We start from the raw sequence: 14,968 nt of genomic DNA, 5'->3' as shown, positions 1-14,968 counted from the left end.
AATAAAGACAGGTCTATGTGCGAGATGTTGGTTTTGGAACAATTAATCCACATCACGTTTGCGCCACAAATTGTGCACCGGCTCATACTTATCGCTTACAATTGAGCATAGTTTGTTCAGTTGCCGAAAATTCAGGGTGTATCACGGTGATTGCCGTGGAATAGCGACTTTGGTTGATGATAGAATCCACCGCTTGAAAACTGACCCCATGCCTTGAATTGTTGCGGGTTGGTGATGAGGAAGTTGCGAAGGTGAGCTTATGAATCGCTCAGCTAGACAGTGGAAAGTCGTGTATTAAACTGCGCAATAACAGAATTTTTTTCCCGTTAATGTAGTGCAAGTGCGTATGATTACAATAAAAAAGGGTCTGGATATCCCAATTGCCGGGACTCCAGCTCAGGTGATAAATGATGGCCCAGCCATCAAAAAAGTCGCCTTGCTTGGCGAAGAGTACGTTGGCATGCGTCCAACGATGCATGTTCGTGTTGGGGATGTAGTGAAAAAAGGTCAGGTTCTTTTTGAAGACAAAAAGAACTTAGGCGTTAAATTTACTGCTCCTGCAGCTGGTACTGTGGTTGAAGTCAACCGCGGTGCAAAACGTGTTCTTCAGTCTGTTGTCATCGAAGTAGAAGGCAACGAGCAAGTCACTTTCAACAAATACGAAGCGTCTGATATCGCAGGCCTGGATCGTCAAGTGGTCGTAGACCAACTTGTTGAATCTGGTATGTGGACCGCGTTCCGTACCCGCCCATTCAGCAAAACACCAGCGGTTGACGCAAGTCCAGCAGCTGTATTTGTAACAGCAATGGACTCAAACCCTCTGGCTGCTAACCCAGAGCTGGTCATTAATGAGCAGCAAGACGCGTTTGTAGCAGGTCTGGACGTGGTTTCACGCCTGACTGACGGCAAGGTGTTTGTGTGTAAAGGCGAATCCAGCCTGCCGCGCAGTAACCAATCCAATGTAGAAGAGCAAGTGTTTAATGGTCCTCACCCAGCAGGTCTGGTTGGTACTCACATTCACTTCCTTCGCCCTGTTGGTATGGACGTGCAGGTATGGCACCTGAACTATCAAGACGTTATCGCTTTCGGTAAGCTTTTCCTAACGGGTGAAGTTTATACTGATCGCGTCGTTTCACTGGCTGGGCCGGTTGTTAACAACCCTCGTCTCATCCGCACTCAAGTCGGTGCTTCAGTTTCAGACATCACTGACAATGAGTTGATGCCTGGTGAAATCCGTCTCATTTCTGGCTCCGTACTAAGTGGTACGAACGCTGGTGGTGTTCACGGTTACCTCGGTCGCTATCACCTTCAGGTGAGTGCGCTTCGTGAAGGTCGTGAAAAAGAACTGTTTGGCTGGATTACTCCAGGTAAGAACAAGTTCTCCGTTACCCGCGCATATTTAAGCCAGTTCTTTAAAGGCCAGCTGTTCAACATGACCACTACCACAAACGGTAGTGAGCGCTCGATGGTGCCAATCGGCAACTATGAGCGTGTGATGCCTCTGGACATCGAGCCGACTCTGCTGCTGCGTGATATCTGTGCAGGTGACCTGGACAGCATGTCTCAGCTGGGCGCACTAGAACTGGATCCTGAAGATCTTGCTCTGTGTACTTTTGTTTGCCCTGGCAAGTACGATTTTGGCCCTATGCTCCGCGAGTGCCTGGATCAAATTGAGAAGGAAGGGTAAGCAATGAGCCTGAAGAATTATCTTGAAGATATCGAGCATCACTTCGAGCCGGGTGGCAAACATGAGAAATGGTTCGCACTGTACGAAGCAGTAGCAACTGTTCTTTATACCCCGGGCCTTGTGACCAAACGTGGTGCACACGTTCGTGACAGCATCGACCTGAAACGTATCATGATCATGGTGTGGATGGCCGTATTCCCTGCCATGTTCTTTGGTATGTACAACGCTGGTAACCAAGCCATCATGGCGCTGAACTCAATGTACAGCGGCGAGCAACTGGCAGCAGTTATCGACGGCAACTGGCACTACTGGCTAACTGAAATGCTGGGCGGCACGCTTTCTGCTGAAGCAGGCTGGGGCAGCATGATGCTGCTTGGTGCGACATACTTCCTGCCAATCTACGCAACGGTATTCATCGTTGGTGGTTTCTGGGAAGTACTGTTCTGTATGGTCCGTAAACATGAAGTTAACGAAGGCTTCTTCGTAACATCTATCCTGTTTGCTTTGATTGTTCCACCTACACTTCCTCTTTGGCAAGCAGCACTGGGTATTACCTTCGGTGTTGTTGTAGCAAAAGAAATCTTCGGTGGTACTGGTCGTAACTTCCTGAACCCTGCTCTGGCTGGCCGTGCGTTCCTGTTCTTTGCATACCCTGCACAGATATCAGGTGACCTGGTTTGGACTGCAGCTGACGGTTACTCAGGTGCGACAGCGCTGAGCCAGTGGGCTCAAGGCGGTCAAGGCGCGCTGGTAAATAACATCACTGGCCAAGCAACCTCTTGGATGGATGCATTCATTGGTAACATCCCTGGCTCTATCGGTGAAGTGTCAACGCTGGCAATCTTCATTGGTGGTGCGATGATCGTAGCGATGCGAATTGCATCCTGGCGCATCATTCTGGGTACCTTTATTGGTCTGGTAGCAACAGCAACGCTGTTTAACATCATCGGTTCTGACACTAACCCAATGTTCAGCATGCCATGGCATTGGCATCTGGTTCTGGGTGGTTTCGCGTTCGGTATGATGTTCATGGCAACTGACCCGGTTTCCGCGTCGTTCACCAACAAAGCAAAATGGTGGTACGGCATCCTGATCGGTGCGATGGCAGTAATGATTCGTGTGGTTAACCCAGCGTACCCAGAAGGTATGATGCTGGCTATCCTGTTCGCGAATCTGTTTGCGCCACTGTTCGACAACCTGGTAATCCAGGGCAACATCAAACGGAGACTGGCTCGTGTCAAGCAATAACGATAGCATTAAAAAAACGCTGACCGTAGTTATCGCGCTGAGCCTGGTGTGTTCAGTTGTGGTTTCTTTCGCGGCTGTTTCTCTGCGCCCTTTGCAAGAGAAAAATGCCGTGCTGGACGTACAGCGCAACATCCTTTCTGTTGCTGGTATCGATGCGAACGGCAACATCACTGGAACCTTTGATAAGTTCATCGAACCACGTCTGGTTGACCTGAAGACAGGCGACCTTGTTGGTACCGTTGAAGAAGCGAAGGCTTTTGACCAACGCATTGCAGCGTCCGACCCATCTCAGTCAGTTAAACTGACCGCAGACAAAGATATCGCCAAGATTGGCCGTCTATCTGACATCGCCAAGGTTTACTTGGTGAAAGACGATGCGGGTCAAACTGAGCGTCTGATCGTGCCAGTACATGGCAGTGGTCTGTGGGGCATGATGTATGCCTTCGTTGCACTGAGCACAGACGGCAAGACCGTTTCTGACATCGCTTACTACCAGCACGGTGAAACTCCGGGTCTGGGTGGCGAAGTTGAAAACCCTCGCTGGCGTGCACAGTTCGAAGGCAAACTGCTGTTTGACGACAAAGGCATTCCGGCGCTGAAAGTTGTTAAAGGCGGTGCTCAACCTGGAGACGTTTACGGTGTAGACGGTCTGTCAGGTGCAACTCTGACTTCAAACGGTGTGCAGCACACCTTTGACTTCTGGTTTGGTGACAACGGCTTTGGCCCATTCCTGAAGAAAGTTCAACAGGGAGAGCTGATCAATGGCTGATTCTAAAGAACTGAAAAAGAATCTTTGGTCTCCGGTACTAGACAACAACCCAATTGCCCTTCAGGTACTGGGTGTGTGTTCTGCACTGGCAGTTACCACCAAGCTGGAAACGGCGTTTGTAATGACCATTGCGGTAGTATTCGTAACGGCATTCTCTAACCTGTTCGTCTCGCTTATCCGCAACCACATTCCAAACTCTGTACGTATCATCGTTCAGATGGCGATCATCGCATCGCTGGTAATCGTGGTAGACCAGATCCTGAAAGCATATGTTTACGACATCTCTAAGCAGTTGTCTGTATTCGTCGGCCTGATCATCACCAACTGTATCGTTATGGGTCGTGCAGAAGCTTACGCGATGAAGTCGCCGCCACTGCCATCATTCATCGACGGTATCGGTAACGGCCTGGGTTATGGTTTCGTACTGATCTCTGTTGGTTTCTTCCGCGAACTGCTGGGCTCAGGCAAGCTGTTCGGCGTATCAATCCTGCCTCTGACCTCAGAAGGCGGTTGGTACCAGCCAAACGGTCTGATGCTTCTGGCCCCATCAGCGTTCTTCCTGATCGGCTTCCTGATCTGGGTTGTGCGTTACTTCAAACCTGAACAAGTAGAAGCGAAGGAGTAAGGACGTAATGGAACATTACATTAGCCTGCTGGTTCGTTCGATTTTCATCGAAAACCTAGCACTGTCTTTCTTCCTGGGTATGTGTACTTTCCTGGCAGTATCCAAGAAAGTTAAAACCTCTTTCGGTCTGGGTGTTGCGGTAATCGTAGTACTGTCTGTGGCCGTTCCGGTTAACAACCTGATTTACAACCTGGTACTGAAAAACGGTGCGATTGTTGAAGGCGTGGATCTTAGCTTCCTGAACTTCATCACTTTCATCGGCGTTATCGCGGCACTGGTACAGATCCTAGAAATGGTTCTGGACCGCTTCTTCCCGCCGCTTTACAACGCACTGGGTATCTTCCTACCGCTGATCACAGTGAACTGTGCAATCTTCGGTGGCGTATCTTTCATGGTTCAACGTGACTACAACTTCATGGAGTCCGTAGTTTACGGTTTCGGCTCAGGTGTGGGCTGGATGCTGGCGATTGTTGCGCTGGCAGGTATCCGTGAAAAGATGAAGTACTCTGACGTACCACCTGCACTTCGTGGTCTGGGTATTACCTTTATCACTGTAGGTCTGATGGCGTTAGGCTTTATGTCTTTCTCCGGTGTTCAACTGTAAGTCGGGTAAACCGCGAATTAAGGAATAGTCAATGGACATTATTCTTGGTGTAGTGATGTTTACTCTAATCGTACTGGCACTGGTACTGGTGATTCTTTTCGCCAAGTCCAAGCTGGTACCATCAGGTGACATCACGATCGCTGTAAACGGCGATCCAAGCCTTGCAATCACCACGCAGCCGGGCGGTAAGCTTCTGAGCGCGCTGGCGGGTGCAGGTGTATTCGTATCATCAGCTTGTGGTGGTGGTGGCTCATGTGGCCAGTGCCGTGTGAAAGTGAAATCAGGTGGTGGTGATATTCTGCCTACTGAACTTGACCACATTAGCAAGGGTGAAGCACGTGAAGGTGAGCGTTTGGCCTGTCAGGTGGCAATGAAAACTGACATGGACATCGAGCTCCCTGAAGAAATCTTCGGCGTGAAGAAGTGGGAATGTTCTGTTATCTCTAACGATAACAAAGCAACCTTCATCAAAGAGCTGAAGCTACAAATTCCAGACGGCGAGTCAGTACCGTTCCGTGCGGGTGGTTACATCCAAATCGAAGCGCCTGCTCACCACGTTAAGTACGCAGATTACGATATTCCCGAAGAGTATCGCGAAGACTGGGAGAAGTTTAACCTGTTCCGTTACGAGTCCAAGGTTAACGAAGAAACCATTCGTGCATACTCAATGGCTAACTACCCAGAAGAGTTTGGCATCATCATGCTGAACGTGCGTATTGCGACGCCGCCACCTAACAACCCAGACGTACCACCAGGCATCATGTCTTCGTACATCTGGTCTTTGAAAGAAGGCGATAAGTGTACGATCTCTGGTCCGTTCGGTGAGTTCTTCGCGAAAGACACTGATGCAGAAATGGTATTTGTGGGTGGTGGTGCAGGTATGGCACCAATGCGTTCACACATCTTCGATCAGCTCAAGCGTTTGAAGTCTAGCCGTAAGATGTCTTTCTGGTACGGTGCGCGTTCTAAGCGTGAAATGTTCTACGTAGAAGATTTCGATGGATTGGCAGCAGAAAACGAAAACTTCGTTTGGCACTGCGCTCTGTCTGATCCTATGCCAGAAGATAACTGGGATGGCTACACTGGCTTCATCCACAACGTGCTGTTCGAGAACTATCTGAAAGATCATGAAGCGCCAGAAGATTGTGAGTACTACATGTGTGGTCCTCCAATGATGAACGCTGCTGTGATCGGCATGCTGAAAGACCTGGGTGTTGAAGACGAGAACATCCTGCTGGATGACTTCGGTGGTTAATCACCACACAGTCTGAAAGAGATAATGGCTGGCCTTTGGGTCAGCCATTTTGCATCTAATCAGACAGAATCATTGTTATCTGAAAGGCTTTTCAAGCTCTCCATAGTCAAAAGTGATTCTTTCTGATCCTTCTTTTTAACAACTGGATGATGTAATGAAAAAATTCCTGTTGTCAGTCGGTCTCATGATCAGTGCGTTACTGGTTTTGTCCGGCTGCGAGCAAGCACCTCAGCAAACACACCTTACTGGCTCGACCATGGGTACCTACTACTCGGTGAAATACCTTGCTGATGGTAATGCTCCTGCATCCAATGATATTCAGGCAGAGATTGATGCGCGTCTTGAGTTGGTCAACGACCAGATGTCTACGTACCGCAAGGATTCTGAACTGAGTTTGTTTAACCAGCAAACAGGTAGCGAACCATTTACTGTGTCGAAAGATACGGCAAAAGTGGTAGAAGAGGCGATTCGGTTGAACACCCTGTCTGATGGCGCTCTTGATGTTACGGTTGGTCCATTGGTTAATCTTTGGGGTTTTGGTCCTGAAGGTCGTCCTGACCGCGTTCCAACTGACGAGCAGATTGCAGAACGCCGCGCAATGACAGGGATTGAGTTCCTCTCTGTTGATGGTAACAACCTGATCAAAACCAACCCGGGTCTGTATGTCGATTTGTCATCGATTGCTAAAGGTTTTGGTGTTGATGTAGTCGCAAACTATCTGGCGTCACTGGGCATTGATAACTACTTAGTTGAGATCGGTGGTGAGCTTCAACTGAAAGGTAAGAACGCTGAAGGGCAACCATGGCGTATCGCGATTGAAAAGCCTACATCAGAGCAGCAAACCGTACAGGAAATCATTGCACCGGGCGACATGGCAATTGCCACATCAGGTGATTATCGAAACTACTTTGAAGAAAATGGTGTTCGCTACTCGCACACGATCAACCCGGCAACTGCCAAGCCAATCAACCACCGTCTGGTGTCGGTAACTGTGCTTGATAAGTCTTGTATGACGGCGGATGGCCTATCCACTGCCTTTATGGTGATGGGCCCAGATGCGGCCGTTGCTTTAGCAAACAAGGAAAATATTCCTGCATTTTTCATCGTAAAGACGGATAATGGATTTAACGAAGTCGCATCGGATGCGTTCAAACCATATCTAACACGTTAAAGGTAATAAGATGTCTGTTTATCTGATAACCTTCGCGGTATTCATTCTGGTTATTACTGGTATGTCTATTGGCTTCATTATTCAGCGCAAAACGATCAGCGGAAGCTGTGGTGGTTTGGGCGCAGTGGGTATAGAGAAAGAATGTGATTGCCCTGAACCATGTGATGCGCGCAAGAAGCGTGAAGCTCGGGCAGCGAAGACTGAAGAATGGAAAAAGAACCAAATCATCTAAATTAAAAAAACCGCCGAGAGGCGGTTTTTTTATGACTTCTGAAAACAAAGGCTTCTTTTTTCCATCATAGGTATTGTGAATTGTTAGATTGACATATGGCTACATTACTGTGTATATAAACAGTGTTTGGTTTGAGCGAATGAGTTTATGAGAAAGATAATCCACGTCGACATGGATTGTTTTTACGCTGCAGTGGAAATGCGTGATAACCCCGCGCTACGCGACATACCGCTTGCTATTGGTGGCTCTGAAAAGCGCCGCGGAGTGATATCGACCTGTAACTATATCGCCCGGAAGTTTGGCGTTCGCTCCGCGATGGCAACTGGACATGCCTTGAAGTTATGCCCAAACCTGACGGTAATTCGTGGTGACATGAATAAATACAAAAGTGTTTCCCGCCAAATTCGCGCTATCTTCGAACGCTATACTGACAAAATAGAACCTCTCTCGCTAGATGAAGCCTACCTGGATGTCAGTGAATGCTCACTTTTCCGCGGCTCCGCGACCATGATTGCTGATGATATCCGTCGTGCAATCCGCGAGGAACTCGGCTTGACTGCTTCAGCAGGGATAGCGCCTGTGAAGTTTGTTGCTAAGGTGGCGTCCGATCTTAACAAGCCTGATGGAATGTATATTGTGACACCCAATGAAGTAGATGTATTTGTTAAGTCTCTGGCGCTTGAGAAAATTCCGGGGGTTGGCAAAGTCACGCTGGCGAAGCTTCACGAGATGGGTTTGTATAAAGGCGAAGACGTTCAACAGTTTGATAAGAATGCTTTGCTTAAGCGTTTTGGTAAGTTCGGACTATCTCTCTGGAAGCGTTGTCATGGCATTGATGAACGAAGTGTTGAGACCGAGCGAGTTAGAAAGTCTGTTGGCGTTGAGCGGACCTTGCCTCAGGATATTCAGACTGAAGAAGAGTGTCTGGACGTCATGGCTTCTCTTTTTGAAGAGATGGAAACCCGACTTAAACGTGTCTCCCCCAATATGGAAATTGTCCGACAGGGCATCAAGCTCAAGTTCTCAGACTTTCAGCAGACTACTGTAGAGCATCGGCAGTGGCGTTATGACAATGCAATGTTTCCTGAGTTGCTGCGCGAGGCGTTGTCGCGACAGCAGGGAAGGGGAGTTCGGCTTATTGGCCTTTCCGTGGGGTTGAAGTCCGAAGAGAAAAATCAGCCTTCCCAACTCAGCTTTGAGTGGTGATGGTTTAGAAAGAGCAATGAATTGAAAAGAGCGCCGATTGGCGCTCTTTTTTGTTTAAGCTTTTTCAGGGATGGCTTTTAGCATTGCCAACATTTGCTCCCAGAAAAGCCCTACTGTTGCAATTTCCACTTTCTCATCTGGTGAGTGCGGGAACTTGATAGTTGGGCCGAAGGAGATCATATCCATGTTTGGATACGGCTCCTTGAACAAGCCACACTCAAGACCCGCATGGATCACCATGATGTCAGGAGCACGACCATAGATATATTCATAGGTTTTTCTGAAAACATGCATGATTTCTGATTCTGGGTCGGGCTTCCAACCTGGGTACGCGCCAGAGAAAGCCACTTTGGCCCCAGCCAGTTCACCGGTGGATTTCAACATGCTTTCTACATAGCTTCGGCCACTGTCTGCCAATGAGCGGATCAGGCAGAGTAGGGTCATCTTATCGTCTTCAGTCGTAATCACGCCAAGGTTAAGCGAGGTTTCAACCACACCAGGAATGTCGTCGCTCATGCGAATCACACCGTTTGGACAGGCATTGATGGTGGCGATAATACGGTTTTGTACTGAAGGCTTCAGAGCTTGCTCGGAGAGCTCGGCATCAAGAACTGATAGTGCGATGGAGGTCTCTACAGCGCCCAGTTCTTCCTTCAACAGAGATTCAAAATGACTGAACAGGTTCGCCAGCTTTTCTTCGTTGGCAGCTGGGACTGCAACATCTGCAAAAGCTTCGCGTGGGATGGCATTGCGAAGTGTACCGCCGCGAACTGAAAGCAGGCGAAGGCCCAATTCGTTCGCGTGACCTGCGAGAAATCGGCCTAACAGCTTGTTGGCATTTGCACGGCCGGTGTGAATATCAACACCGGAGTGACCACCTTTTAGTCCTTTAATCTGAAGCTTTTTACCGACGTAGCCGCCGCCCAGGGTTTCGCGCTCCAGAGAGAATGCCAAAGAAGCATCTACGCCACCTGCGCAACCCATGTAGATCTCGCCTTCTTGCTCAGAGTCGGTATTCAGGAGGATCTCACCTTCCAACCAACCTGCCTTCAGACCGAACGCGCCGGTCATACCCGCTTCTTCATCAATGGTCAGAAGAACTTCCAGTGGGCCATGTTCAATGTCTTTAGATGCAAGGACTGCAAGACATGTCGCCATACCCATGCCGTTGTCTGCGCCCAGAGTGGTGCCATCGGCGGTAACCCATTCCCCGTCTATGTAAGGACGGATAGGATCGGTCGTGAAATCATGGTCGGTGTTTTCGTTTTTCTGCGGCACCATGTCGATATGTGCTTGTAGCACCACACCTTTACGGTTTTCCATACCCGCCGTGGCTGGCTTTCTGATGATCACGTTGCCGATATCATCACGGGTGACAGAAAGGCCTTCACTGGTCGCCCAGTCAACAATGTACTGTGCCAGTTGCTCTTCATGCTTGGATGGGTGAGGGATAGAACAGATCTTATCGAAAAATTGCCACACAGGTTGTGGTGATAGTTGGCTGATTTCTGACACAGGCTTTCTCCAGAAAACTCGAAATAAAAAGGCGCTTCACAAAGCCAAGATGGCTTCCCTACTCAAATAACATACCATTTCCATATGAAAAAACGGCATGCTACTGGGGCATGCCGTCAAATTAACAGAATTTGTAACGTAAAAGTATGCTTTGTTAAAAGCATATCTCTGAATGGCGAGCGATAGCTTACATCTTGAACTGACCGATGGCACTTTTCAGCTGAACGCCGACTGCTGACAGAGCAAGACTCTGTTCGGTCAGGTCACGGCTTTGCTCAACGGTTTCCCGTCCTTTGCTAACGAGGTTGTGTAAATTAACGTTGATCTCCTCTGTAGCAGCAGCTGTTTGGCTACATGCAGAGGCAATCGACTGTGTTACGCCTGTGATGTCTCCCACCTTATCGTCAATGGCCGTTAGCGCTTGTAAGGTAAGTTGGTTGTGCTCAGCGGTGGCCTCAGACAGGTTCTGGGTCTTACCAAGCTCGGTATTCAGGGATGAAGCGCGGTTTTGTAAAGAGGTGATGATGTTTTCGATTTCATCCGTACTTTGTTGAGTGCGAATAGCGAGCGTTCTCACCTCATCGGCAACGACTGCAAATCCCCGCCCTTGATCGCCAGCTCTTGCTGCTTCAATCGCCGCATTCAGCGCGAGTAGATTGGTTTGTTCAGCGATGGCACGAATCACATCCAATACCTGACCGACATTTTTGGAGTCATCTGCCAGCATGTTTGCTTCGTTGGCTGCACTTTGTAGGCTATCAACCATCCCCTGCATCTGATGATGCATATTGTTTACAACCTTCTGTCCTTGGTGACATTCTTCCGCCGTCAGTTTCGCTTCCTCTGCAGCATGTGAAGCAGAAGATGCAATCTCTTGATTGCTGGCTAGCAGTTCATTAACCGCCGCCGAAATGCTATCGATTTCTGCGCTTTGCTGGTTCGCTAATCTTTCAGAATTCTCCGAAAGGCGCGCCATTTCGTCGGCGGATTTTGCCAGTGTGTCAGACACAGGGTTTATCTCTCCAACAATGCCGCGAATTTGATCGATGAAGCGGTTAAAGAAACGAGCTATCTGACTCAACTCATCGCGACCAGAAGATGAGAGTCTATGCGACAGATCTCCATCCCCGCTGGAGATGTCTTTTAGAGCCTTGGCGGTTTGGGCACTCGGTGCGACGATAGATTGCCCGATAGCAGCGCTGATAAGCAGAACGATTCCGAGAATAACGGCAACACAGGTGACCAGGAACTTAAGCTCGCCAATAAAAGTGGTCTTTACATCGTCGACATAAATGCCTGTTCCCAGAATCCAGCCCCAAGGTTCGAAAAGTTTTACGTAAGACGTTTTTTGTACTGGTATCTCTGAGCCGGGTTTACTCCAAAAGTAATCGACGAACCCCGCACCAGAGCGTTTTGCCGTCGTTGCCATTTCCACAAACAGACGGTTGCCCGCTTTGTCTTCAAACTGGCTGAGGTCCTTTCCGTTCAACTGCGGTTTGATAGGGTGGAGGACCATGGCGGGTTTACTGTCATTGATCCAGAAATAGTTGTTCTGGTCATATCGCAGCGCAGCAATGGCGTCCAGCGCAGATTGCTTAGCTTCTTGCTCAGTCACCTCGCCATTTTTGTAGCGACTGTAATGGTGTTGAATCAAAGAGTGTCCACTGTCTACAAGAACCTTGGTTTCATCCTTTTTATATTCCATTAACGTTTGGTAGTTGTGGCTGGCGAAAAGGTAGATGGGTATAACCATGGCGCTAAGTGTTATAGCGACGAGGATGAAAACGCGGTGGCGGATTTTGATATTACGAATAGCGTCAACAAGCATCAAAGTACATTCCTATTGTTATGGCTGAGTGTGCAACAGCAGCAAGTGCCGTTCTTCAGCGATTCGTCTCTGGCTAGCTGATAACAACTTCCTGAGAGCGAGTCCTTTCTGTGTTGTCTCATTTTTGGTTGTAGTGTCTACTTTTTCAGCAAGCTTCGCTGTATTCAAGCGGTTGAGGTTAAATAGCTGGATGTCATAACACTTTTCTCAATAACGCTTGAAATCAAGTGTAATAAAATTACGTCATTAGGGGGGTTGATAAATAAAACGTGATCAATATCGCTTTTGTAGTTGTAATAAAATTACGAAAGGTCTATTATCTCACCGTCCCTTGGATTGGGCTCTTCGCCCGGGACATGGCCATGCGCTTTCATTTGTTTATGGATAAGCCCGAAATTTATTCGTCTCCACGGAACCGAGCTTTTAACGAAGCTGCATTCTTTTCGAATTTTTTTGAGGTAATAAGCTGATGAAAGGTAGTTCAGCGTGTCAATACTGGAACCGTGGTTCCGTATACACCACGAATTTTCGGTATCCGGCGACATTCGGATACAAACGCAAATAAGCTTGCTTGTTCCCCCTGAGGGCTGAGGCCCTCTACTGTAATACCCCGCTCTAACAGATACTTTGTTTCCGCAGTTTGGAAACTTCATTTTTATCTGGCGCCACTTTTAAAGTGGCGTTTTTTTATCTACTCACTGGTGAAATATCGAGCACCTCTCATTCTGTTGAGTCACCTCTTTATATATCTCTCAGATTTCAAATCAGTACATTTATTAAGCTGTATTTCCTTCTAACATGATGAGCGAAGAGTGGCGAGTCGTCACTAACGCGAAATGTCGTTTAATTCGTCAGCAATCAAGATTTTTAAACAGTTATTCACGCTGGAAATTTTGTGATGTGGCGGGTAATATTCGCGTCAAATTTTCACGCAAACGTTTGTGGAAAACGTTTGCGTCAACTTTTGCCAAATTCTTACTTTCCAAGGAACCGAAAGCCATGCTTGAGCGTCTTTTTAAACTGAAAGAGCAAGGTACAGATATCAAAACCGAGGTTATTGCAGGACTGACTACATTCCTGACAATGGCTTACATCATTTTTGTAAACCCTGCGATTCTGTCTGAAACAGGCATGGATCGTGGTGCAGTCTTCGTTGCAACCTGTCTGGCGGCGGCGATTGGCTGTTTCATTATGGGGTTGGTAGCAAACTATCCTGTCGCTCAGGCACCAGGGATGGGTCTTAACGCCTTCTTCACTTATACCGTTGTTTTCCAAATGGGCTACTCATGGCAGGTTGCACTGGCTGCGGTATTCCTGTCGGGCGTGTGTTTTGTCGCGTTGAGCCTATTTAAGGTGCGAGAGTGGATTATCCACTCTATTCCGCTGTCGCTGCGTACCGGCATCTCAGCGGGTATCGGTATGTTCCTGGCACTGATTGCATTGCAAAACTCAGGCATTGTCGTAGACCATCCAGCCACGCTGGTTTCCATGGGGGACCTTTCTTCATTTGGTCCTGCGATGGCGGCGTTGGGTTTCTTCCTAACCATTGGCCTGGTTAACCGTGGTGTTAAAGGCGCGGTAATGATCGCGATTCTTATTGTGACTGCACTGGGTGTACTGTTTGGTGAAATCCAATACGGCGGCATCATGTCTGCGCCACCAAGCATTGCACCAACCTTCATGCAGCTAGATTTTGCTGGTGCGCTGGAAGTCGGTCTTATTTCTATCGTGTTCGCTTTCCTATTTGTTGACCTGTTTGATACAGCAGGCACTTTGGTCGGTGTGGCGCAAAAAGCTGAGCTTTTGGATAAAGATGGCAAACTGCCGCGTCTAAACCGTGCGCTGTTGGCTGACAGTACGGCAACTACCGTAGGTGCCGTACTGGGTACATCGAATACGACGTCTTACATTGAAAGCGTGTCAGGTGTTGCAGCGGGTGGTCGTACCGGTCTAACAGCAGTGACAGTAGGTATCATGTTCTTGCTGGCACTGTTCTTCTCGCCATTGGCTGGAATGGTTCCGGCGTATGCGACAGCAGGTGCGCTGTTCTACGTTGCTATTCTTATGATGTCAGGTCTGGTAAGCGTTAACTGGCGTGACCTGACTGAAGCGGCACCTGTTGTGGTTGTGTGCTTGCTGATGCCGTTGACCTATTCAATTGCTCACGGCATTGGTCTGGGCTTTATCTCTTACTGTGCTATCAAAGCGTTCAGCGGTAAAGGACGTGATGTGCCTATCAGTATTTGGGTTCTTGCTGCCCTGTTCTTGCTGAAATTCGTTATGTAAGACACAATACGCCGCAATCGTTTTACTGAGTTAAATTGGCGTCTAACGCCTGAGGTTTTCTAAATGAGCAACAAGTTTGTTATTACCTGGGACAACATGCAAATGTACACCCGTCAACTAGCTGAAAAACTGCTACCGGCAGATCAGTGGAAAGGTATTATCGCGGTCAGCCGCGGTGGTCTGGTTCCTTCAGCGATTTTGGCGCGTGAGCTGGGTATTCGTCATGTGGATACAGTTTGCATTTCTAGCTACGATCACGATCACCAGCGTGATATGCGTGTTCTGAAGAAAGCAGACGGTGACGGTGAAGGCTTCCTGGTAGTGGACGATCTGGTTGATACTGGTGGTACTGCAGAAGTGATTCGTGAAATGTACCCTAAAGCGAAATTTGTGACTGTTTGTGCGAAGCCTGCAGGTAAGCACTTGGTAGACGACTACGTGGTAGACATCCCTCAGGATTGCTGGATTGAGCAACCTTGGGATATGGGCGTAACTTTCGTTGAGCCAATCTCAAAGCGATAATTGCTAAAGAACTTGAAAAG

At 48.3% G+C, this 14,968-nt stretch carries 13 protein-coding genes; 11 read left to right on the top strand and 2 right to left on the bottom strand.

Features of this window, described 5'->3' with window-relative positions; all coding sequences use genetic code 11:
• Nucleotides 1-346: 346 nt before the first annotated feature.
• The 9 genes from K6Q96_RS13305 to dinB all read left to right on the top strand — a co-directional run bounded on the left by K6Q96_RS13305 (nt 347) and on the right by dinB (nt 8,797).
• Nucleotides 347-1,687, top strand: coding sequence for a Na(+)-translocating NADH-quinone reductase subunit A (locus K6Q96_RS13305; protein ID WP_251876361.1), 1,341 nt, complete (start codon nt 347-349; stop codon nt 1,685-1,687).
• 3 nt (nt 1,688-1,690) lie between these two features.
• Nucleotides 1,691-2,935 carry an NADH:ubiquinone reductase (Na(+)-transporting) subunit B gene (locus K6Q96_RS13300; protein WP_251876359.1) on the top strand — a complete coding sequence of 415 codons (1,245 nt, stop codon included), beginning with the start codon at nt 1,691-1,693 and terminating at the stop codon, nt 2,933-2,935.
• Entirely contained in the window at nt 2,922-3,704 is a 783-nt protein-coding gene (locus K6Q96_RS13295; RefSeq protein ID WP_251876357.1) for a Na(+)-translocating NADH-quinone reductase subunit C, read from the top strand. Before K6Q96_RS13300 ends, K6Q96_RS13295 begins: the two co-directional genes overlap by 14 nt.
• Nucleotides 3,697-4,329, top strand: a complete 633-nt coding sequence (locus tag K6Q96_RS13290; RefSeq protein WP_062660629.1) for an NADH:ubiquinone reductase (Na(+)-transporting) subunit D — start codon at nt 3,697-3,699, stop codon at nt 4,327-4,329. Before K6Q96_RS13295 ends, K6Q96_RS13290 begins: the two co-directional genes overlap by 8 nt.
• A gap of 7 nt (nt 4,330-4,336) precedes the next feature.
• Nucleotides 4,337-4,933 (top strand): NADH:ubiquinone reductase (Na(+)-transporting) subunit E, encoded by a 597-nt coding sequence (nqrE, locus tag K6Q96_RS13285; protein WP_002537045.1) that lies wholly within the window; start codon nt 4,337-4,339, stop codon nt 4,931-4,933.
• A gap of 31 nt (nt 4,934-4,964) precedes the next feature.
• On the top strand, nt 4,965-6,188 hold the full coding sequence (nqrF, locus tag K6Q96_RS13280; protein WP_002537048.1) for an NADH:ubiquinone reductase (Na(+)-transporting) subunit F: 1,224 nt from the start codon (nt 4,965-4,967) through the stop codon (nt 6,186-6,188).
• Nucleotides 6,189-6,342: 154 nt separating this feature from the next.
• The gene (locus K6Q96_RS13275) at nt 6,343-7,359 is read left to right on the top strand and encodes an FAD:protein FMN transferase (RefSeq protein WP_251876354.1); all 1,017 of its coding nucleotides are present in this window, start codon (nt 6,343-6,345) and stop codon (nt 7,357-7,359) included.
• A 10-nt stretch (nt 7,360-7,369) separates the two neighbouring features.
• On the top strand, nt 7,370-7,591 hold the full coding sequence (gene nqrM / locus K6Q96_RS13270; protein WP_002537052.1) for a (Na+)-NQR maturation NqrM: 222 nt from the start codon (nt 7,370-7,372) through the stop codon (nt 7,589-7,591).
• A gap of 147 nt (nt 7,592-7,738) precedes the next feature.
• Entirely contained in the window at nt 7,739-8,797 is a 1,059-nt protein-coding gene (gene dinB / locus K6Q96_RS13265) for a DNA polymerase IV (RefSeq protein ID WP_251876352.1), read from the top strand.
• Between the two features lie 54 nt (nt 8,798-8,851).
• Here the strand turns inward: dinB and K6Q96_RS13260 are convergent, their stop codons facing one another.
• Entirely contained in the window at nt 8,852-10,312 is a 1,461-nt protein-coding gene (locus K6Q96_RS13260; RefSeq protein ID WP_251876350.1) for an aminoacyl-histidine dipeptidase, read from the bottom strand.
• A gap of 187 nt (nt 10,313-10,499) precedes the next feature.
• Nucleotides 10,500-12,140, bottom strand: coding sequence for a methyl-accepting chemotaxis protein (locus K6Q96_RS13255; RefSeq protein WP_251876348.1), 1,641 nt, complete (start codon nt 12,138-12,140; stop codon nt 10,500-10,502).
• Nucleotides 12,141-13,139: 999 nt separating this feature from the next.
• On the opposite strand from K6Q96_RS13255, the gene K6Q96_RS13250 reads away from it, so the two are divergent.
• Together K6Q96_RS13250 and gpt are read left to right on the top strand one after the other, a co-directional pair.
• Nucleotides 13,140-14,426 (top strand): NCS2 family permease, encoded by a 1,287-nt coding sequence (locus K6Q96_RS13250; RefSeq protein ID WP_251876346.1) that lies wholly within the window; start codon nt 13,140-13,142, stop codon nt 14,424-14,426.
• A gap of 63 nt (nt 14,427-14,489) precedes the next feature.
• The gene (gpt, locus tag K6Q96_RS13245) at nt 14,490-14,948 is read left to right on the top strand and encodes a xanthine phosphoribosyltransferase (RefSeq protein WP_002542331.1); all 459 of its coding nucleotides are present in this window, start codon (nt 14,490-14,492) and stop codon (nt 14,946-14,948) included.
• Nucleotides 14,949-14,968: the final 20 nt, after the last annotated feature.

The organism is Grimontia kaedaensis, from assembly GCF_023746615.1.
Taxonomy (GTDB): domain Bacteria; phylum Pseudomonadota; class Gammaproteobacteria; order Enterobacterales; family Vibrionaceae; genus Enterovibrio; species Enterovibrio kaedaensis.
This window is presented reverse-complemented; position numbering and strand designations above follow the sequence as displayed.

What these genes read in the sequence shown, in the direction of transcription:
- K6Q96_RS13255 (WP_251876348.1), bottom strand. Translation starts at nt 12,140, where the DNA reads ATGCTTGTTGACGCTATTCGTAATATCAAAATCCGCCACCGCGTTTTC.
- K6Q96_RS13250 (WP_251876346.1), top strand. Translation starts at nt 13,140, where the DNA reads ATGCTTGAGCGTCTTTTTAAACTGAAAGAGCAAGGTACAGATATCAAA.
- gpt (WP_002542331.1), top strand. Translation starts at nt 14,490, where the DNA reads ATGAGCAACAAGTTTGTTATTACCTGGGACAACATGCAAATGTACACC.
- nqrE (WP_002537045.1), top strand. Translation starts at nt 4,337, where the DNA reads ATGGAACATTACATTAGCCTGCTGGTTCGTTCGATTTTCATCGAAAAC.
- K6Q96_RS13305 (WP_251876361.1), top strand. Translation starts at nt 347, where the DNA reads ATGATTACAATAAAAAAGGGTCTGGATATCCCAATTGCCGGGACTCCA.
- K6Q96_RS13300 (WP_251876359.1), top strand. Translation starts at nt 1,691, where the DNA reads ATGAGCCTGAAGAATTATCTTGAAGATATCGAGCATCACTTCGAGCCG.
- dinB (WP_251876352.1), top strand. Translation starts at nt 7,739, where the DNA reads ATGAGAAAGATAATCCACGTCGACATGGATTGTTTTTACGCTGCAGTG.
- nqrM (WP_002537052.1), top strand. Translation starts at nt 7,370, where the DNA reads ATGTCTGTTTATCTGATAACCTTCGCGGTATTCATTCTGGTTATTACT.
- K6Q96_RS13275 (WP_251876354.1), top strand. Translation starts at nt 6,343, where the DNA reads ATGAAAAAATTCCTGTTGTCAGTCGGTCTCATGATCAGTGCGTTACTG.
- nqrF (WP_002537048.1), top strand. Translation starts at nt 4,965, where the DNA reads ATGGACATTATTCTTGGTGTAGTGATGTTTACTCTAATCGTACTGGCA.
- K6Q96_RS13290 (WP_062660629.1), top strand. Translation starts at nt 3,697, where the DNA reads ATGGCTGATTCTAAAGAACTGAAAAAGAATCTTTGGTCTCCGGTACTA.